Origin of the sequence: Enterobacter cloacae complex sp. 302F9, from assembly GCF_050030335.1 — a bacterium.
Classification (GTDB): domain Bacteria; phylum Pseudomonadota; class Gammaproteobacteria; order Enterobacterales; family Enterobacteriaceae; genus Enterobacter; species Enterobacter hormaechei_C.
Genome location: NZ_JBLGUC010000001.1, coordinates 2,255,732 through 2,275,181, shown reverse-complemented (window position 1 = coordinate 2,275,181; position 19,450 = coordinate 2,255,732). Strand labels below are relative to the sequence as shown.

Genomic DNA, 19,450 nt, shown 5'->3' with positions numbered 1-19,450 from the left:
TAGAGCCAATAATCCGGCAGCTTAAGCCAAATTTTCAAGTAAAACATAGCGATAACAACATACCTAAAAGATACATACATGTTTTTGATGACTGATTAATGCGATATCAATAATCACATCATTAAACTGTTTTTGGATAACATCCCGCACCTGTCGCGATTCCCTTTCCTACAAAATGCTGTAAACTGCAATTTATTGCGACATTTTGCAGGATACTGCCCCATGCATAAAACCGCCAGACAGAAATATGTGCTTGATATCATTACTGAGCAAGGCCAGGCCAGCATTACCGAGCTGGCAGAGCGATTGCAGGTTTCGGCGGACACCATCCGTCGCGATCTGACCGACCTGGAAAAACAGGGACTGGCACAAAAAAACCATGGCGGCGCCATCGCGCTGAATCTCTCGACGATGACCCGTGTAAGCAGGAATAGCTTGCTCCCTGAAATTAAGCAGCGGCTGGGTAAACAGGTTGCGCAATGCGTGCCTGCGGGCTCGACGCTTTTTCTGGACGCCGGAAGCACACTGCTGGCCGTTGCCTCTTTCCTTCAGGGGCCGCTGACCATCATCACCCCTTCTCTTGATATCGCCCAGCAGGTTAGCGATCGGGAAGATATTGACCTGATTCTGCTCGGTGGAAAGTGGGATCAGAAACAACGCCTGTTTGCCGGAAGCGCCACCCTTTCCCTGCTCTCTCGCTACCGGGCGGATATTGCCATCCTTGGCGCATGTGCCATCCATGCCGAACTCGGATTGAGCGCCAGTCAGGAGGCGGATGCCGAAGTGAAGCGTGCCATGCTGGCCGCAAGCCAGGCGCACTGGGTAGTCGCCGACCATCTAAAACTCAACCAGTGCGAACCGTATCTGGTGTCAGGGTTATCCGAGATTCATCAACTGTTTTTAGATCGTCCCTGGGCAGAGCTCGGGGACCATAGCGCCTTGCAGGTTATCGTTGGCGCGCATTAACGTGGAGAAGGTCATGAATAAAGTGAAGACAATGAATATTGCGCTGATCGGGTATGGTTTTGTAGGTAAGACGTTCCATGCCCCGCTGATCCAGTCCGTCGAAGGCCTGAAGCTGGCGGTGGTCTCATCCCGGGATGAAGAGAAAGTGAAACGCGATCTGCCGGACGTCCTCGTTGTTGCCACGCCGGAAGAGGCCATTCAGCACCCGGATATCGACCTGGTGGTTATCGCCTCCCCTAACGCGACCCATGCGCCGCTGGCCACCCTGGCGCTCAATGCCGGCAAGCATGTGGTAGTGGATAAGCCGTTTACGCTTGATATGCAGGAAGCGCGAGATCTGATTGCGCTTGCGCAAGAAAAACAGCGCCTGCTCTCGGTCTTCCATAACCGCCGCTGGGATAGCGATTTTCTCGGCATTAAGCAGGTGATTGAGCAAGGCCGTATCGGTAAGGTGAAACATTTTGAGTCGCATATCGATCGTTTCCGTCCGGAGGTTCGCGTGCGCTGGAGAGAGCAAAACGTGCCCGGCAGCGGCCTGTGGTTCGACTTAGGCCCGCATATGATTGACCAGACGCTACAGCTTTTTGGTCTGCCGCAGTCGGTACAGGGCAACATCGCCACCCTGCGTGACGGCGCGGAGATTAACGACTGGGCGCACGTGGTGCTGAATTATCCGGAACACAAAGTGGTCCTCCATTGCAGCATGCTGGTGGCGGGTGGCGTTGCCCGCTTTACCGTCCACGGCGATAAGGCCAGCGTGGTGAAAGCGCACATCGATCAGCAGGAAGCCCAGCTGCTGGCAGGCGTCGTTCCGGGTAGCGAAAGCTGGGGTGAAGACAGCGACGCTATGGTGCTGTTTAATGCCCAGGGTGAAGCCAGCGCTATCCCTGCGCCAAAAGGCGACCAGCGGCAGTACTATATAAACGTGCGCGATGCCCTGAACGGCAAGATTGACAACCCGGTCCATCCGGTGGAAGCCCTGGCGGTGATGGCGGTGCTGGAAGCGGCGGTAAAATCTTCGGAAACGGGTTCAACTCAGGAACTGGACTTAACGGCGCAGGAGCGCGCGCAACTGCAATAAGCCGCAAAAAAATGCCCTGCGGATTAGCAGGGCATTATCGGTTACTGACGCTTTTTCGGCATCATGCGCAGCAGCGTGTTGTCCTTCCAGAAGTAGTGATGCATCAGCGCGGCAAAGGCGTGCAAACCAATCACGAAGTACCCCAGATTCGCCAGCGTTACGTGCCACTCCTTTAGGGTATCCACCAGGTCAAAATTCCCCTCCGCGGCATGCGGCATAGTCAGGCCAAACGCAAACCAGTCATTTCCCCGGTTATACATCATCACCATGCCGATCAGCGGCAGCGCAATGAACAGCAGGTAGATTACCAGATGCCCGAGATGGGACAGCCCGGTGATCATCGCTTTTGGTTTCGGTTGAATAGGCGGAGCCGGGAATTTGAGGCGGATAAGCAGGCGCGCCACCATCAGCACCAGGATGCTGATCCCGCAGGAAACGTGGATCATATTAATAAGCGGACGATCGGTTCTTGGGAACCACCCTCTGAACTCCATGGCGCAATAGGCCATAATGACTAACAGAAAAACCAGCCAGTGAATGCTGATTTGCAGACCCGTATATTTTGTGCGCATGTTGTTTCCCGATAAAGAATCATTATCGCGCCAACATAACCACCTTTCCTGAAAATGTGAACCCCCTCGCATGGAGGGGGCTCCTGATTACGACTGCAAATAGACCACCTGCGTCTGCAAATACTCATTCAGACCGTGTTTGCCATCCGCCCCGCCGATACCGGATTTACGCCAGCCTGCATGGAAGCCCTGCATCGCTTCAAAGTTTTCGCGGTTAATGTAGGTCTCGCCGAACTTAAGCCCCTTAATGGCTTTCATCGCGACGTTCAGGTCCTGCGTATAAACAGACGAGGTTAAACCGTAGTCGCTGTCGTTGGCCATGTTCAGCGCCTCTTCCAGGGTGTCGAATGCCACCACTGGCAGCACCGGGCCAAAGGTCTCTTCGTGCATGATGGCCATATCCTGACGTACGTCCAGCAGCAGCGTTGGGGGATAAAAATACCCTTTGCCTTCTGCCGCTTTACCGCCAAGGACCACTTTAGCCCCCTCCTGCACCGCGCGCGCCACCTTCTGCTCCACGCGCTCCAGCGCGGCGGCGTTGATCAGCGGCCCCATGGCAATATCCGTTCGCTCAGCCGGATTGCCAAACTGGACGGCTTTCATTGCCTCGCCCAGACGATTCACAAAGCGGTCGTAGATCCCCTTCTGGACATAGACACGTTCCGCGCAGTTACACACCTGTCCGGTATTGATGACGCGTGAATCCACAATGGCCTTCACGGCCAGCTCGAGGTCGGCATCGTCCATCACGATGGCCGGGGCTTTACCGCCCAGCTCCAGCCCCACTTTGGTGATGTTTTTCGCCGCCGCAGCCATGATCTTTTCACCTGCCCCGACGCTGCCGGTCATGCTGACCATCGCCACTTTCGGGTTCCCGGCCAGCTCCTGTCCGACGGTTTCACCCCGGCCCAGCACAAGGTTAAAGACGCCTTTCGGCAGGCCAATCTCATCGACGATTTTGGCAAACGCAATGGCGTTGTTTGGGGTAAATTCGCTCGGCTTGATAACGATGGTGTTACCGGTGAGCAGCGCGGGAGCGAGCTTACGGGCAATCAGGAAGAAGGGGAAGTTCCACGGCAGAATGCCGGTGGTGACGCCCAGGGCACGCTTAAACACCAGAATATTTTCGCCCGGACGGTCGCTCTGAATGATTTCCCCTTCATAACGGCGCGCCCACTCGGCCATATAGTCGATATAGTCAGCGGTAAAGTTCACTTCCACTTCCGCCAGCTGCTGGATCTTGCCGCCTTCGGCCACAATCAGCGCGCTGATTTCACTGACGCGCTCGCGGATCCCGGCGGAAATTTTGCGTAGCCAGCTGGCGCGTTCAATAGCAGGCAGCGCCTCCCAGCCAGCCTGCGCGCGATCTGCCGCGTCAATGGCCTTGCGGGCGTCCTCGGCGCTGCCATCGGGAATACGGGAAATGACCTCTTCCGTGGCCGGATTGATCACGTCAATCCATGCATCACCCTGCCAGGCAACAAACTGTCCATCAATATACATAGGATGTTGTACGGGTACTGTCATAACCTGCTCCTGTAATCACACTGTTTTTAACAAGTAAACTTAATGTTAAAAACTATAATTACCGGGGCAATTGCCTACTCTATGAGTCTGTTTTTGTGAGATATCTCATAAAAGAAACGGGTCAGCCCGTTTCCAAAATCACAAATCGGCAACACAGGATGCCCGTTTGCGTAAAAGATGGCGCAAACGGGCAGAGCATCACAGCAGGGAACGGCTCACCAGCGCGTCGGTGAGAATGACGTCGTTTCGCAAGATCTGCCACGCGGCGTCCACGTCGGCAGGGATATCGACATGGGCAATGAAATCACGTCCCGCCGGACCGTAGCCGTTGATGTCATCCCTGAGTCGCGGAAATTCACCCAGCACCAGCGACAAGTAGCGCTCTACCGGCCATAACCCCTCGACCGGGCCGCTAAACACCAGACCGTCGTCGCTGTTTTGCAGCACGGGCGTCAGGCCGGGATGACTCACCCATGCGGGCGATGCGGCCTCGTCGCGGCAAACGCGGGCAAACGTAGCCATTGTGCGACGCTGCATTGTCGGGTCCTGCACCACCAGCACCCGGGCGGCGTTCAGTCCGGATTGTTTCATCAACGCCCGGCTGAAGCGGGCGTTTTCGCCACAGTTGGTCGACTGAGCCTCAACGTGAAGATGCTCGGCCGGAATGTTCCAGAATTCACGGGCGATGTCGGCCAGAATAGCCGCCTCAGCACGTCCGGTGGTGGGTATCCTGTTATAGCGGGGGTGTTTCGCAATCGCGGCGTAGAGGAAGGTCGTCGAGTGACCGATCCCGCCGCTGATGATCAGAGGAACACCCTGTTCAGCCGCGATTTTACAGGCAGCATCAATCGCGGGGATCACCGCATTACCCGCCAGAATCACCAGATCAACGGGCTGGTTGTCCTGATAGTCGTCCTGAGCAAGCCACGCCCCAACGGTATTCACGGCGTCGAGGGTTGTGCCAGGCAGACAGGGAAAAAGTGCCATTGTCATCGTTACCTCCTTACAGCATACAGAGCCTTCGATTATCCCCCTTTCTTCGCGTCATGCTATGGCATGAATGCTGAAAAAACGGGCCGGGATGTGCTCAAAAAGCACTCACATTTGATTAACATGAGAAAATCGTATTCACTTGAATTATGATTTGCGTCAGCCTTAGAATCATTAGCCCGCTCACAATTCAACTTTTTGAAAGGTAAACCCCGTTATGCGCCTGCCCCAACGCGACCCTTATGCTCCTCGCGAGTGGCAGCCACACGAGAAACCCGCCCTGCTGGGTTCCCCTTCCACCCCGGAACATCCAACGTCGAAACGAATCGCCTATGGCGTGGTCGGCCTGCTGGTGTGTCTGACCGGGGCGCTGGGTAACGCGGTCGTCACCGCCAATCTGCAAAATCTGCAAGGCACCTTTGGCGCCTGGTCGACTGAAATCGCCTGGTTGCCTGCCGTCTATGTCATGACCAACGTCTCCATCAACCTGCTGCTGGTAAAGTTTCGCCAGCAGTACGGTTTGCGCGCCTTTACGGAAGGCTTCCTGGTGCTGTATGTGCTGGTCACCTTTTTCCACCTGTTTGTGAACGATCTCAGCTCGGCGCTGATGGTACGTGCGGCACACGGGATGGTCGCCGCCGCGCTCAGCTCGCTCGGCATTTATTACCAGATCCAGGCCTGGCCCGCGAAGCACCGACTGAAGGCGCTGACCATCGGCATAACCGGGTCGTCGCTGGCGATCCCGCTGGCGCGGCTGTTCTCCACCGAGCTGTTACAGCTTGATGAGTGGCGCGGGCTGTACTTCTTCGAGCTGGGTCTGGCCCTGATCTCCCTGGCCTGCGTGATGGCGCTCAAGCTACCGCCGGGCGATCGGCGCAAAGTCTTCGAGAAGAAAGATTTCATCACCTTCTTTTTGCTTGCGCCCGGCATGGCGCTGCTGTGCGCGGTTCTGTCGTTAGGGCGTCTGGACTGGTGGTTTGAAGCGCCGTGGATCGGCTGGGCGCTGGCTCTCTCGCTGGTGCTGATTGTCTCCGCGATCGTGTTTGAACATAACCGCAACAACCCGCTGCTTAATACCCGTTGGCTCTCCAGCGGCAGCATCGTACGCCTGGGGCTGATCATGCTGCTGATCCGCATCGTACTGGCGGAGCAGAACACGGGCGTCATCGGCTGGCTGCAATATGTAGGCCTACAGAATGAACAGATGACCAATCTGGCGTGGGCAATTTTTGCCGGGATCGTCTGCGGTATCGTCACCAGCTGTCTGACGATCAAGCCCACTAAACTGGCCTGGCCGATTATCACCTCGCTGGCGCTGATGATCGTTGCCTCGCTGCTGGACAGCCAGTCCAACAACCTGACCCGGCCGGATCAGCTTATTTTCAGCCAGTTCCTGCTGGGCTTCGGCAGCGCGTTCTTCCTCGCGCCTGCGATGCTGGCCGCCATTGGCGGGGTGATCGCCGATCCGCGCAATCTGGTCAGCTTTTCCGTGATGTTTGGTATGAGTCAGAACCTTGGGGGGCTGCTGGGGTCCGCGATCCTCGGCACCTTCCAGACCTGGCGCGAGAAGTACCATTCCAGCCTGCTGGCTGACCAGCTCACTACCCTTAACCCGCTGGTGAACGAACGGATTCAGCTTTACACCCAGATGTACAAAAGCCTGATTGGCGACAGTTCCCTGCTGGGAACCCAGGCCATTACCCAGCTCCAGACGGTGACGGCGCTTGAGGCAAACATTCTGGCTTACAACGATACTTATCTCCTGACGGCGAGCATTGCCACTGCCACGCTGGTCTGGATTTTATGGCGCTTGCTACGCCTGCGCATCACCGCCCGTATGGCCCTTAAGAACGCCACTGGCAACAAGTAATGACTATTTATCAGGAGAAGTTATGAGTCAGCAGGATGCCGCCAAAGAGCAGGCCAACACCCGCAAAAATGTGCGCGTCGTTTCCATCTTCACCGCCGCGGCTATCGGCATTGTCGGGGTACTGGTGATCCTTTATGCCTGGCAGCTGCCCCCGTTCACGCGTCATGCCCAGTTTACCGATAACGCCTACGTGCGCGGCCAGACAACGTTCATCAGTCCCCAGGTAAACGGCTACATTACCGAGGTCCATGTTCAGGATTTCGCGCAGGTTAAAAAAGGCGAGCTGCTGTTGCAGATAGATGACCGCATCTATCGCCAGCGCGTCCATCAGGCCGAGGCGCAGCTGGCAATGAAAATTGCAGCCCTGAATAACAACCTGCAACAGCGCAAAAGCGCGGAAGCGGTGATTGCCAAAAACGAGGCGGCGCTGAAAAACGCCCGTGCCCAAAGTCTGAAAACCCAGGCGGATTTGAAACGCGTGAAAGAGCTGACCGCGGACGGCTCCCTCTCCATTCGCGAGCGCGATTCGGCGCTGGCCAGTGCCGCCCAGGGGAGCGCCGATATCGACCAGGCGAAAGCAACGCTTGAGATGTCGCGTCAGGATTTACAAACGGTCATCGTCAATCGCGGTTCGCTGGAAGCGGACGTTGAGAACGCGAAAGCCGCGCTGGAGCTGGCGCAGATCGATCTGCAAAACACCCGCATTGTCGCGCCGCGTGACGGTCAGCTCGGGCAGATTGCAGTGCGTCTGGGGGCGTACGTCACCGCCGGGACGCACCTTACCACGCTGGTCCCGCCGCAGCACTGGGTGATCGCCAATATCAAAGAGACGCAGCTGGCGAATTTACGCGTCGGACAGCCGGTGAAATTTACCGTCGATGCCTTAAACGATAAAGCCTATCAGGGCCGCGTGGAGAGCATATCCCCGGCCACAGGGGTCGAGTTCAGCGCTATCACCCCGGACAACGCCACGGGCAACTTTGTTAAAATCGCCCAGCGCATCCCGGTACGCATTGAGGTGCTCGGTGAGCCGGAGGCGTACCGGCTGCTGCGTCCTGGCATGTCGGTGCAGGTGACCATCGACACGCGGGAGGCGAAACAATGACGCTTCGCCCGATAGCCGGCCTGCTGATAATGACTATCCTGGCGGGATGCCAGTCGGTAGACGTTGAGCCCGCCAAATCGTCCCTGCACATACCGGCCCAGTGGCGCGCGACGTCGGGGCCAGCCAGCCCGACAGAGCAGCTCTGGTGGCGAAATTTTCACGACAGCAATCTGAATCGCTATGTGGATCAGGCGCTGAAGAATAACAGCGACGTGCTGATTGCCCGCGAGCGGATTAACGAGTACCAGGCCCGGGTGTACGCCGCTGACGGCAGCCTGTTCCCGTCGCTTGACGCGGGCGTGACCGGGACGCGCGCGCGCTCGCAGTCCGCCGCCACGGGGCTTCCGGTATACGGTACGTTGTACAAAGGCAGCCTGACCGCCAGCTACGACGTGGATATCTGGGGCGTAAACCGCAGCACCTCCCGTGCCGCTGGAGCGTCGCTGGAGGCACAAAAGGCGGCGGCTGCGGCGGCTGATCTTACCGTCGCATCATCGGTGGCCTCCGGGTACGTCACCCTGCTGTCGCTGGACGAACAGCTTCGCGTTACCCGGTCCACGCTGAAGTCGCGTGAAGAGGCGTTCAACCTCGCCAAGCGACAGTTTGAGACGGGATACAGCTCTCGCCTTGAGCTGATGCAATCGGATTCTGAGCTGCGCGCCACCCGCGCCCAGGTTCCACTGCTTCAGCACCAGATTGCGCAGCAGGAAAATGCGCTTAGCCTGCTGCTGGGCAGCAACCCGGGTGACGTTGCGCGCGGTGAAAGCTTTGATGCCCTGACGCCGCTGAAACTGCCCTTCCAGCTGCCGTCGACGCTACTGAACCGGCGCCCGGATATCGTCCAGGCTGAACGTCAGCTGATTGCGGCGGACGCGACGCTGGCGGCATCGCGCGCCAGCCTGCTGCCGTCGATCAACCTCACGGCCACGGGTTCGGTGCAGGATCGCACGCTGTCGGGATTGCTGGATAACCCGCTACAGCTCTGGAGCGTGGGCGGCAGTATTCTTGCGCCGCTGCTGAACCGTCAGGCGCTGAATGCGCAGGTAGATATCTCCCAGTCCCAGCGGAATCAGGCGCTGTATAGCTACGAAAAAACCGTGCGTAACGCGTTTGCTGAGGTGAATGACAGCCTTGATGCCATCACCCGCTATCAGGAACAGCTTACCGAGCTGCTGGCACAGCAGACGGTCGCGCAGGAGACGCTGCGGATTGCGCAAAACCGCTACCGCAACGGATACTCTTCTTATCTGGATGAGCTCGATGCGCAGCGCACGCTGTTCTCGGTGCAGACCAGCGTGGTACAGGTGAAAAACAACCTGCTGCTGGCGCAAATTGATTTGTATAAAGCGCTGGGCGGCGGCTGGAGCAGTGCCTGAAGACATGCCGGGTGGCGGCTACGCCTTACCGGGCAAGGGTTATACCCGGAGAAACGATAAAAAGCCGGGTGGCGGCTACGCCTTACCCGGCCTACATACTCTACATATTCTCCCGTAGGCCCGGTAAGCGCAGCGCCACCGGGCAAGGGTTATACCCGGAGAAATGATAAAAAGCCGGGTGGCGGCTACGCCTTACCCGGCCTACATGCTCTACATATTCTCCCGTAGGCCCGGTAAGCGCAGCGCCACCGGGCAACGGTTTTAGCCGGAAATCTGCTCCATCGCCTGCAAGATACGCTTATCCGAAATGGGATACGGCGTTCCCAGCTGCTGAGCGAAGAAGCTGACGCGCAGCTCCTCGATCATCCAGCGGATCTCCCGCACGTCGTCGTCATCGCGACGCGCCGGCGGCAGTTTGTTGAGCCACTGCTGCCACGCCTGCTGCACGTTTTCGACTTTCAGCATCTGCGCACGATCGCGATGCGGATCGACCGCCATTTTCTCCAGACGCTTCTCTATCGCCTGCAAATAACGCAGCGTATCGCCCAGACGCTTAAAGCCATTGCCGGTGACAAAGCCGCGATACACCAGCCCCGCCATCTGCGCCTTGACGTCCGACAGCCCCAGGGCCATGGTCATATCCACCCGCCCCTTCAGGCGCTTGTTGATATTGAACACGGCGGTAAGGATCTGCTCGACCTGTTTGGCAATCTCGACCACGGTGTCGTTCAGCTCCGCGCGCACCTTTTCATGAAGCTGAGCAAAGCCCTCTTCCGTCCAGACCGGACCGCCGGCCTCGTGGATCAGCTTATCCACACCGCAGGAGATGCAGTCGTCGATCAGGTCCAGCACCTTACCGTACGGGTTAAAGTAGAGCCCCAGCTTGGCTTTGTTCGGCAGCTTCTCGTGCAGATACTTAATCGGCGACGGGATGTTGAGCAGAAGCAGTCGACGCAGCCCGCGCCACATCATCTGCTGTTGCTCCTGCGGATTGTCAAAGAGCTTAATCGCCACGCTGTCGCGCTCATCCACCAGCGCGGGCCAGGCTTTCACCCTGTAGTTCCCGCGCTTCTGCTCGTAGCTTTCCGGGAGCTGACCAAAGCTCCAGATGTGCAGCCCGCTCTGCTCAATGCCGTCATCGGCCACCGCAGAGAGCGTCTCCTGGACTTTACCTTTCAGCGCCTCTTTCAGCTCCGTCAGAGAACGGCCTTCGAGCAGCTTTTTGTTTTTATCGTCCACCACGCGGAATGTGATTTTCAGGTGATCGGGCACCTGATCCCAGTTCCAGTCGTCGCGGTCGATGGTGGTTCCGGTCATGCGGCGGAACTCACGCTCCAGGGCGTCCAGCAGCGGCAGCTCCAGCGGCGTGACGCGGCCTAAAAACGCTTCGGCGTAGTTCGGCGCCGGCACAAAGTTACGCCGCACCGGTTTAGGCAGGGATTTGATTAACGCAATGACCAGCTCGCGGCGCAGGCCGGGGATCTGCCACTCAAACCCGCTCTCTTCCACCTGGTTTAACAGCGGCAGCGGAATGTGCACCGTCACACCATCGGCATCCGCGCCCGGCTCAAACTGATAGGTCAGACGCAGCTTGAGGTTGCCCTGATGCCAGAAGTTCGGGTAATCGAGTTTGCTGACCGACTCCGCGCCCTCTTTGATCAGCATGCTCTTTTCAAAGTTGAGCAGGTCCGGGGCCTCTTTGCTGGCTTTCTTCCACCAGCTGTCGAAATGGCGCGCCGAGATCACATCGTGACTGATGCGCTGATCGTAAAACTCAAACAGCGTCTCGTCGTCCACCAGAATGTCGCGACGGCGGGACTTGTGCTCAAGCTCTTCCACCTCGGCGCGCAGCTTCAGGTTTTCGCGGAAGAACGCATGACGCGTCTGCCAGTCGCCTTCCACCAGCGCGTGGCGGATAAACAGCTCGCGACTCAACGCCGGATCGATCTGGCTGTAGTTAACCTTACGCGCGGCCACCACCGGCAGGCCGTAGACGGTGACTTTTTCCGTCGCCATCACCGCGCCCTGCCCGCGCTCCCAGTGCGGCTCGCTGTATGAGCGTTTCAGCAGGTGCTGCGCCACTGGTTCAACCCACTCCGGATCGATACGCGCGGCGATACGCCCCCACAGACGGCTGGTTTCCACCAGCTCGGCGACCATGGTCCACTTCGGCGGCTTCTTAAACAAACCGGAGCCCGGGAAGATGGAGAAACGCGCGTTGCGTGCGCCGGTATATTCCTGCTTATCCGCATCCTTCATCCCGATATGAGACAGCAGGCCAGTCAACAGGGCGATATGAATTTCGCGGTACTCCGCCGGTTCACTGTTCACCGGGATACCCAGCTCTTTCACCACCTGGCGCAGCTGGGTGTAGATATCCTGCCACTCGCGTACGCGCAGATAATTGAGGAAATCCACCCGGCACTGACGGCGGAACTGGTTCGAGGAGAGCGCTTTTTGCTGCTCGCCAAGGTAGTTCCACAGGTTCACAAAGGCGAGGAAATCGGACTCTTTATCGTGGAAGCGACGGTGTTTTTCATCCGACGCCTGCTGCTTGTCCATCGGACGCTCGCGCGGATCCTGAATGGAGAGCGCCGAGGTGATGATCATCGCCTCGCGCACGCAGCCGTGTTTTTGCGCCTCCAGCACCATGCGCGCCAGACGCGGGTCGACCGGCAACTGGCTAAGCTGGCGGCCCAATGGCGTTAGCTTGTAGGCCGTCGCCTGTTCGTCGGTGGTGATGGCCCCCAGCTCTTCCAGCAGCCGCACCCCGTCCTGAATATTGCGCTTATCCGGCGCTTCCACAAACGGGAAGGCGGCGATATCGCCCAGCCCCAGCGCGGTCATTTGCAGGATAACGGATGCCAGGTTGGTCCGCAGGATCTCCGGATCGGTAAACTCCGGGCGCGACAGGAAATCGTCTTCCGAATAGAGACGAATACAGATCCCTTCCGACACGCGGCCGCAGCGGCCCTTACGCTGATTAGCCGACGCCTGCGAAACCGGCTCAATCGGCAGGCGCTGAACTTTGGTGCGGTAGCTGTAGCGGCTGATGCGCGCCGTACCCGGGTCGATCACGTATTTAATGCCCGGTACGGTCAGCGAAGTTTCGGCCACGTTGGTCGCCAGCACGATGCGGCGCCCGCTGTGCGGCTGGAACACGCGGTTCTGCTCGCTGTTCGACAGGCGCGCGTACAGCGGCAGGATCTCGGTATGGCGCAGATCGCGCTTGCTGAGCGCATCGGCGGTATCGCGGATCTCGCGCTCGCCGCTCATGAAGATCAGAATGTCGCCAGAACTCTCGTTGCCCAGCTCGTCGACGGCATCAAAGATGGCCTGAAGCTGGTCGCGCTCGGTATCGTCCGCCTCTTCCACAATCGGGCGATAGCGCACTTCCACCGGATATGTGCGTCCTGACACCTCGATAATCGGCGCATTGTTGAAATGTTTTGAGAAGCGCTCCGGGTCGATGGTCGCGGAGGTGATGATGATTTTCAGATCGGGACGCCGGGGCAGCAGCTCTTTCAGGTAGCCGAGCAGGAAGTCGATGTTCAGGCTGCGCTCGTGCGCTTCATCGATGATGATGGTGTCGTACTGCATCAGCAGACGATCCTGCTGGATTTCCGCCAGCAGGATACCGTCGGTCATCAGCTTAACCATGGTGTTATCGCTGACGTGGTCGCTGAATCGCACCTTGTAGCCGATGCAGCCGCCCGGCTCCGTTTGCAGCTCTTCCGCAATACGGTTCGCCACGGTGCGCGCCGCCAGACGACGCGGCTGGGTGTGACCGATCAGCCCTTTCACCCCGCGGCCCAGCTCCATGCAGATTTTCGGCAGCTGAGTGGTTTTACCTGAACCGGTTTCCCCCGCGACGATCACCACCTGGTGGTCGCGTACGGCCTCAAGAATGTCCTGTTTCTTCTGGCTGACGGGCAGATTTTCCGGATAGGTAATCTCCGGACGTGCGGCTTCACGCAGCACAACTTTCCCTGCCGCCTGTTCAATCTCGTTGGCCATCTCCTGGTAAATGGCCTGTTGCGCATCAGGATTTTTAACCTTCTTAACGCCGTGCAGACGGCGCGCAAACCGCTGTTTATCGCGCAGCATCAGCGAATCAAGCTTTTGCATCAGCATCGGGAAGGTCAATTTTTGGTGTTCTGTCATAGCGTTAACGGGCAGTGCACTGCCGGATAAAATCTCTTTTTAATGATTGGTATAGAGTACCACATCAGCGCTTTTCGCGCCTTATTCAAAAAATTCGAACATAGGCTTCGATATATTGCGCTATCCCTGTGGCAGGATTGTGAATAAAGTGTCAACAAGCAACGGGGCAACCCCCTCAATCAAATACAAAACAGGAATTTCCCATGAGCAAAGTATTAGTGTTGAAATCCAGTATTCTGGCAGGGTATTCACAGTCTGGTCAGCTGTCTGACTATTTCGTTGAACAGTGGCGTGAACAGCACAGCGCGGATGAAATCACCGTGCGTGACCTGGCGGCAAACCCAATTCCTGTGCTGGACGGCGAGCTGGTTGGCGCGCTGCGTCCGAGCGATGCGCCTCTTACCCCGCGTCAGCAGGAAGCCCTGGCGCTCTCCGACGAGCTGATTGCTGAGTTGCAGGCTCACGACGTTATCGTGATCAACGCCCCAATGTACAACTTCAACATTCCTACCCAGCTGAAGAACTACTTCGACCTGGTGGCGCGCGCTGGCGTAACCTTCCGTTACACCGAGAACGGCCCGGAAGGTCTGGTGAAAGGCAAGCGTGCGGTTGTACTGACCAGCCGCGGCGGTATTCACAAAGATACCCCTACCGACCTGGTCGCACCGTACCTGACGCTGTTCCTGGGCTTCATCGGCATTACCGACGTGAACTTCGTGTTCGCTGAAGGTATCGCTTACGGCCCGGAAGTGGCCACCAAAGCGCAGACCGACGCGAAAGCCGCTATCGACAGCCTGGTCGCTGCCTAAGTTTTCCCCCTCTCACCGCCCGGTGGGAGGGTTTTTCTTTTCCCCCGTATTTCGTTATCATCCGCACCCACTCTCCAGCCCGGCGGCCTGATGTCTGTCATTATCGATACGTTTATTGCACCACCCTGTCACGACGACATTGAGATCCTCTGGCAGGACGAGCATCTGCTGCTGATCAATAAACCTTCCGGTCTGCTCAGCCTGTCGGGGAAAAATCCGCAAAACCTCGATTCCGTCCACCACCGTCTTGTTCAAACCTTTCCCGGCTGCACGCTGGTGCATCGTCTTGATTTTGGCACTTCGGGTCTGATGGTCATTGCGCGTAACAAAGCGATCAACGCCGCGCTTTGCCACCAGTTCAGTCAGCGCGCCGTGAACAAGGTTTACACCGCCCTGCTGTGCGGACATGTGGAACAGGACGAAGGGACCGTGGATGCGCCGATTGCCAAAGATCCGGCGCTGTTTCCGCTGATGACGATCTGTGCCCGCACCGGTAAGCCCGCTCGCTCCCGCTATCGGGTGGTGGAACGTATTTACCAGGATACGACAATGCCGCTGACGCGGGTTGAGCTTACCCCGGAGACCGGGCGCACCCACCAGCTGCGCATTCACTGCCAGCAGTTAGGCCACCCTATTCTGGGGTGCGATCTGTATGGTGGTCTGGAATGGCCGGGGGCGGAAGAAACGCCCCGGCTGATGCTGCATGCAAGCGCTCTGAATTTTATTCATCCGCTGAGCGGCGAGACGATGAACGCCCGTCACGCCGCGCCGTTCTGAGCGGGGATTACCACATTAAATCGTCAGGGATTTTGAAGTCTGCGTACGGATCGTCTTCGTCCTGCTCTTCCTGACTCAGGGCGCTGTTTAGCACAATGCTGTCCGCATCGCGCTGGGCAATTTTATCCGCCACTACCGCCGGGATAATCGCGTAATCACAGTCGCCATTCGCGTTAATCACCAGTCGGGCAATCGCCAGACGGCCGTTGATCAGCTGGGTTTGCGTCTGCTTATCGACCTCGATTTTTTTGATCAGGTTGCCGTCGGTAAAGTTAAAGGTAATGCTGCCCTTCGCCACGGTGATGCGGTTCATCTCAATCAGCTGCTTCACCTGCGCCCTGAACTCTTTTGCCAGCACCGCCTGTTTTTGCTGTTCGCTCAGCTGTTTATCACGCTCCAGCTGGGCTTTCTTGTTCTCTTCAACAGCCTCTCTCGCCTCGCGAGCCTGGACGCGGGATTTTTTCGCCGTGCGCTGGACCTTCGCCATCTTTTTACTGCTGACTAAGCCCGCTTTCAGCATCTGCTCTTGTAGGGTGAGTTTTGTCATGTTCGTTTAAACCGGTTGGAAATGTCGGGGGATTATACCTGAATCGCGCAGTTCATGAAGAACCCTCATGTTGCAGTGAAATTAAGTCACTTCCCCTGCGCCAGTGGCTCAGGCATAAATTATGCATTGATAACGTTCCGGCAACATGAACTTAGGATGCATAACCAAATGAGTCAGGCTTTCACATTTACCCTTAAGCGCAGTTGCTTTGATGAAAATTATAACCCGTCAGAAAACACGCGTACCACCACCAACTTCGCCAACCTGGCGCGTGGCGAGAAGCGTCAGGAGAACCTGCGCAATACGCTGGTGATGATCAACAACCGCTTTAACGCGCTGGCGAGCTGGGATAACCCGAAAGCTGACCGCTATGCCGTCGAGCTGGAGATTATTTCTGTCGATATGAATATCGGCGGCGATTTTACTTTCCCGGCCATCGAAATTCTGCAAACGACGATCGTGGATAAAAAAACCCACGAGCGCATCGAAGGCATCGTCGGAAATAACTTCTCATCGTATGTTCGTGACTATGATTTCAGCGTCCTGCTGCTGGAGCATAATAAAAACCGGGCCCGTTTCTCTCTCCCCGAGAATTTTGGCGAGCTGCACGGCAATATCTTTAAAAGCTTCGTTCATTCTGCGGAATATCAGGCGAACTTTAAAAAAGCGCCGGTGATCTGCCTGAGCGTCTCCAGCAAAGACACCTATCGTCGTACCGGTAACCTCCACCCGGTGCTGGGCTATGAGTACCAGCCGGACGGCGAGTCGCTAACGGAACAGTACTTCGCGAAGATGGGCCTGAAGGTTCGCTATTTCATGCCGGAAAACAGCGTCGCGCCTTTTGCCTTCTTCTTCACCGGCGATTTACTGCGTGATTACACCAATCTGGAACTGATCGGCACCATCAGCACCATGGAGACGTTCCAGAAGATCTATCGACCAGAAATTTACAATGCCAATTCCGCTGCGGGACAGTGCTATCAGCCCGACCTGAATCAGCAGGATCACTCATTAACCAAAATCGTCTATGACCGTGAAGAGCGCAGCCGGCTGGCCATTGAACAGGGTAAATATACCGAAGAGCGGTTTATCAAACCCTATAAAACCCTTCTTGAGCAGTGGTCTCAACACTTCACGCTTTAATTTAATACGGATAAAAGGTTCTTTTATGAAAACATTGCTCCCGACATCAACGGCTGGCAGCCTGCCGAAACCCACCTGGCTTGCGCAGCCGGAAACGCTCTGGTCGCCGTGGAAACTCCAGGACGAGGAATTACTGGCAGGGAAACAGGATGCGCTGCGTTTGTCTCTGGATGAACAGATTCGCGCCGGGATTGATATCGTCAGCGACGGGGAACAAACCCGCCAGCATTTTGTCACCACCTTTATTGAACATCTCAGCGGCGTGGATTTTGAGAACCGTCAGACGGTGCGCATCCGTAACCGCTACGATGCGAGCGTGCCGACCGTGGTAGACGCGGTGGCGCGACAGAAGCCGGTGTTTGTTGACGACGCTAAATACCTGCGCCAGCTGACTGACAAGCCGATCAAGTGGGCGCTGCCCGGCCCGATGACCATGATCGACACGCTATACGATGCCCACTATAAAAGCCGCGAAAAGCTGGCCTGGGAGTTCGCTAAAATTCTCAATCAGGAGGCCCGCGAGCTGGAAGCGGCCGGCGTCGACATTATTCAGTTCGACGAACCTGCCTTTAACGTCTTTTTCGACGAGGTGAATGACTGGGGTATCGCCGCGCTGGAGCGCGCCATTGAAGGGCTGAAATGCGAAACCGCGGTACATATCTGTTACGGGTACGGCATCAAAGCCAATACGGACTGGAAAAAGACGCTCGGCTCCGAGTGGCGCCAGTATGAAGAGGCATTTCCAAAGTTACAGACCTCGAAGATCGGTATCATCTCGCTGGAGTGCCACAACTCGCGCGTGCCGATGGATCTGCTGGAGCTTATCCGCGGTAAAAAAGTGATGGTCGGGGCAATTGACGTCGCCACCCAGACCATCGAAACGCCGGAAGAGGTGGCCGATACGCTGCGCAAGGCGTTGCAGTTTGTTGATGCAGACAAGCTCTATCCGTCCACCAACTGCGGTATGGCCCCCCTTTCCCGCCAGGTCGCCAACGGTAAGCTGAAGGCGTTAAGCGCCGGGGCTGACATTATCCGTCGCGAGCTTGCCCGCTAACCTTCAGGTTTGCCAGTACAGTGGCGTACCGAATCGCTCAATATAGTAATCAATCACCGCCCTGACGTTCAGGGGCGGATGACGCGCGTTCGGGTAAATCGCCGCAATCGTCAGTGGCTCCGTATTAATTGAACACTCCATTTCCGGCAGCAGCGCCACCAGCTCACCGCTTTTGAGCCGTTCGCTCACCATCCAGTCCGGGAAAAGCACAACGCCCATGCCGCCCAGCGCCGCAATCAGGAGCGTTTCCGCGTTATTGGAAGTCATCAGCGGTACAATGGGATAGTGAACCCACGCCTCGCCCGGCTGCCGGATCAGCCAGCGGTTAGGCCCGGACGAACCGCGGTAAACCAGACAGTGGTGACGGCTGAGATCGTCCGGCCCCTCGGGCGCGCCATGTTTTTGCAGATAGTCCGGCGAGGCCGCCAGATGGTAGAACTGCTGCCCGAACACCCGGGCGTGAAACGAGGAGTCCGTCAGCGCGCCGATGCGGAAGATAACGTCCGCGGCGTCACGGTGCGGATCGATAAAATCGTCGGTGAGGGTCAGTTCAATGGAGAGACGAGGGTAACGCGCCAGAAGCCCCGGCAGGCCCGGCGCGATGTGCCTTTGTCCGAAAAAGACCGGGCCATTGATACGCAGCGTGCCCGACGGCTCGCGGGCGCGTTCATCCAGCTCGCGTCGCGCGTCCTCCATATTCCCGGCCATCGCACGGGCATAGCGCACAAAAAGATGCCCGCTCTCTGTGGGCATAATCGCCCGCGTGTTGCGGTAGAAAAGCTGTTGCCCGAGGGCGTCCTCAAGCTGGTGGATCACGCGTGAGACCTGCGACGCAGAAATCCCTTCCCGCCTCGCCACCACGGAAAAATTCTGCGTTTCATAAACGTCGATGAAGATCAGCAGCGCGCGAATGCTGATATGTCCGGCATCCATCATTAATGCATTTCCTGCAAAGGTGTTTCCTGCATTATGGCATTTTTCTCAATGATGTTCAGACGTAATCTTCTCCGCCTGGAAAAAGGAGAAAAAGCGTTATGCACATTATTTTAATTTTACTGGTGATTGCTGGTGGCATGGGGCTGTCCGTGGAAGCCGGGCTGCTGGGGCCGCTGGGCGCAGAGGTGGGCGACCTGTGGGCGGCGTTCAGCATATTCAGCGTGGGAACGGGGCTGACGTTTCTGCTGATGCTGTTTTTCAGCCCGCGCAACAGTCCCTCATTTTTTGCGCAGCCTTCATGGCACCTGTTGGGCGGCGTGCTCGGCCCGGTTTACGTCATCATTCTCACCATTGCCACGCCTGCGATCGGCATTGCCATGACGATGATCGGCATTCTGGCAGGCCAGGTTTTTAAAAGCCTGATTATTGACCACTATGGCCTGCTGGGTACTCCGCACCGCAGGATCGATACAAAACGCATTATTGCGCTGGGATTTATCATCGCCGCGCTCATTCTCGTGGCGCAGGGGTAA

Annotated in this window: 16 protein-coding genes; 10 read left to right on the top strand and 6 right to left on the bottom strand. The window is 57.2% G+C overall.

Translation table 11 applies throughout. The features are described from left to right. Nucleotides 1-222 precede the first annotated feature (222 nt). Complete coding sequence (locus tag ACQG0T_RS11150) at nucleotides 223-966, top strand: DeoR/GlpR family DNA-binding transcription regulator (RefSeq protein WP_045906716.1); 744 nt, start codon at nucleotides 223-225, stop codon at nucleotides 964-966. Between the two features lie 13 nt (nucleotides 967-979). After that, nucleotides 980-2,047, top strand: a complete 1,068-nt coding sequence (locus tag ACQG0T_RS11145; protein WP_032669925.1) for an oxidoreductase — start codon at nucleotides 980-982, stop codon at nucleotides 2,045-2,047. 41 nt (nucleotides 2,048-2,088) lie between these two features. On the opposite strand, the gene cybB is transcribed toward ACQG0T_RS11145, so the two are convergent. The 3 genes from cybB to ACQG0T_RS11130 form a co-directional block, all read right to left on the bottom strand. Next, nucleotides 2,089-2,619, bottom strand: coding sequence for a cytochrome b561 (gene cybB / locus ACQG0T_RS11140; RefSeq protein ID WP_015570570.1), 531 nt, complete (start codon nucleotides 2,617-2,619; stop codon nucleotides 2,089-2,091). An 87-nt stretch (nucleotides 2,620-2,706) separates the two neighbouring features. After that, nucleotides 2,707-4,146, bottom strand: a complete 1,440-nt coding sequence (gene aldA, locus ACQG0T_RS11135; protein WP_023296575.1) for an aldehyde dehydrogenase — start codon at nucleotides 4,144-4,146, stop codon at nucleotides 2,707-2,709. A 198-nt stretch (nucleotides 4,147-4,344) separates the two neighbouring features. Further along, on the bottom strand, nucleotides 4,345-5,139 hold the full coding sequence (locus ACQG0T_RS11130) for a YdcF family protein (RefSeq protein ID WP_271040802.1): 795 nt from the start codon (nucleotides 5,137-5,139) through the stop codon (nucleotides 4,345-4,347). 214 nt (nucleotides 5,140-5,353) lie between these two features. On the opposite strand from ACQG0T_RS11130, the gene ACQG0T_RS11125 reads away from it, so the two are divergent. From ACQG0T_RS11125 to ACQG0T_RS11115, 3 genes are read left to right on the top strand one after another with little or no spacing between them, the layout of a single operon-like run. Further along, entirely contained in the window at nucleotides 5,354-7,006 is a 1,653-nt protein-coding gene (locus tag ACQG0T_RS11125) for an MFS transporter (protein ID WP_416347463.1), read from the top strand. A gap of 22 nt (nucleotides 7,007-7,028) precedes the next feature. Beyond that, nucleotides 7,029-8,111 (top strand): HlyD family secretion protein, encoded by a 1,083-nt coding sequence (locus ACQG0T_RS11120; protein WP_017693458.1) that lies wholly within the window; start codon nucleotides 7,029-7,031, stop codon nucleotides 8,109-8,111. Continuing rightward, entirely contained in the window at nucleotides 8,108-9,487 is a 1,380-nt protein-coding gene (locus ACQG0T_RS11115; protein WP_252051025.1) for an efflux transporter outer membrane subunit, read from the top strand. Before ACQG0T_RS11120 ends, ACQG0T_RS11115 begins: the two co-directional genes overlap by 4 nt. Nucleotides 9,488-9,748: 261 nt before the next feature. Here ACQG0T_RS11115 and hrpA read toward each other — a convergent pair whose 3' ends face one another. Further along, nucleotides 9,749-13,651 carry an ATP-dependent RNA helicase HrpA gene (hrpA, locus tag ACQG0T_RS11110; RefSeq protein ID WP_047056711.1) on the bottom strand — a complete coding sequence of 1,301 codons (3,903 nt, stop codon included), beginning with the start codon at nucleotides 13,649-13,651 and terminating at the stop codon, nucleotides 9,749-9,751. A 203-nt stretch (nucleotides 13,652-13,854) separates the two neighbouring features. Between hrpA and azoR the strand changes: the two genes are divergently transcribed. After that, nucleotides 13,855-14,460 (top strand): FMN-dependent NADH-azoreductase, encoded by a 606-nt coding sequence (azoR, locus tag ACQG0T_RS11105; RefSeq protein ID WP_015570577.1) that lies wholly within the window; start codon nucleotides 13,855-13,857, stop codon nucleotides 14,458-14,460. A gap of 90 nt (nucleotides 14,461-14,550) precedes the next feature. Continuing rightward, a complete protein-coding gene (locus tag ACQG0T_RS11100; RefSeq protein WP_015570578.1) occupies nucleotides 14,551-15,237 on the top strand; it encodes an RluA family pseudouridine synthase in 687 nt (228 codons plus the stop codon). A gap of 7 nt (nucleotides 15,238-15,244) precedes the next feature. Here ACQG0T_RS11100 and ACQG0T_RS11095 read toward each other — a convergent pair whose 3' ends face one another. Next, nucleotides 15,245-15,784 carry a DUF2058 domain-containing protein gene (locus tag ACQG0T_RS11095; protein WP_252051024.1) on the bottom strand — a complete coding sequence of 180 codons (540 nt, stop codon included), beginning with the start codon at nucleotides 15,782-15,784 and terminating at the stop codon, nucleotides 15,245-15,247. Nucleotides 15,785-15,952: 168 nt separating this feature from the next. Between ACQG0T_RS11095 and ACQG0T_RS11090 the strand changes: the two genes are divergently transcribed. Continuing rightward, on the top strand, nucleotides 15,953-16,927 hold the full coding sequence (locus tag ACQG0T_RS11090) for a DUF1852 domain-containing protein (RefSeq protein WP_271040801.1): 975 nt from the start codon (nucleotides 15,953-15,955) through the stop codon (nucleotides 16,925-16,927). Between the two features lie 25 nt (nucleotides 16,928-16,952). After that, nucleotides 16,953-17,981, top strand: coding sequence for a methionine synthase (locus ACQG0T_RS11085; RefSeq protein WP_252051023.1), 1,029 nt, complete (start codon nucleotides 16,953-16,955; stop codon nucleotides 17,979-17,981). 3 nt (nucleotides 17,982-17,984) lie between these two features. Here the strand turns inward: ACQG0T_RS11085 and ACQG0T_RS11080 are convergent, their stop codons facing one another. Beyond that, a complete protein-coding gene (locus tag ACQG0T_RS11080) occupies nucleotides 17,985-18,917 on the bottom strand; it encodes a LysR family transcriptional regulator (RefSeq protein WP_023303693.1) in 933 nt (310 codons plus the stop codon). Between the two features lie 98 nt (nucleotides 18,918-19,015). Here ACQG0T_RS11080 and ACQG0T_RS11075 point away from each other — a divergent pair, with 98 nt between their 5' ends. Beyond that, nucleotides 19,016-19,450, top strand: a complete 435-nt coding sequence (locus tag ACQG0T_RS11075; protein ID WP_003857304.1) for a DMT family transporter — start codon at nucleotides 19,016-19,018, stop codon at nucleotides 19,448-19,450.